Annotated in this window: 1 protein-coding gene; it reads left to right on the forward strand. The window is 30.8% G+C overall.

The features are described 5' to 3' along the window. Nucleotides 1–110 precede the first annotated feature (110 nt). Nucleotides 111–584: hypothetical protein (locus tag ABD990_RS34165; protein ID WP_345384943.1), on the forward strand; the 474-nt coding region annotated here is incomplete at its 3' end.

Genomic DNA, 584 nt, shown 5'->3' on the forward strand with positions numbered 1-584 from the left:
GTCTTCCTAAGACCGCTTGGCCTCCGACTTATAGCTTTACTAATATGAATATTTCTGTACCTATATCTTCTGCAATTTCTTCTTATTCTAGAATTACAATGTCACACTTCATGTATAAGTACTCATCTAATTTATATTATATTGATACAGATGGTATTAAATTAGATACAAATCTTATGCCTGATGATGTAGATGATAAGGAGCTAGGTAAGATGAAGCATGAATATGATTTTAGTGAATTCATAGGAATAGGACCAAAAGCGTATGGTGGTATAATAGAGAATCCAGATGACAATTCATATACAGAATTAGTTAAACTTAAAGGATATAACTCTATTTTACCTCTGTCTTCTTTAAAAGAAGTTCTAAACCGGAATACTAAGGTAGAGTTACAACAAAAGAAATGGATGAGAAAACTATCTCAATCAACAATTATGGTATCGGATAATACTTATACTTTATCTTTAACTGAAGGAAAAAGAGAATTAATTTTCAATCCTTGGGGTGATTTAGTTGGAACAGTTCCTTTTCAAATTCAAAATGATACGATACAGCTTAAAAGAAGAGTTTCAGGAAACCTTATG

This window comes from Pseudonocardia yuanmonensis, from assembly GCF_039542425.1.
Lineage (GTDB): Bacteria > Actinomycetota > Actinomycetes > Mycobacteriales > Pseudonocardiaceae > Pseudonocardia > Pseudonocardia yuanmonensis.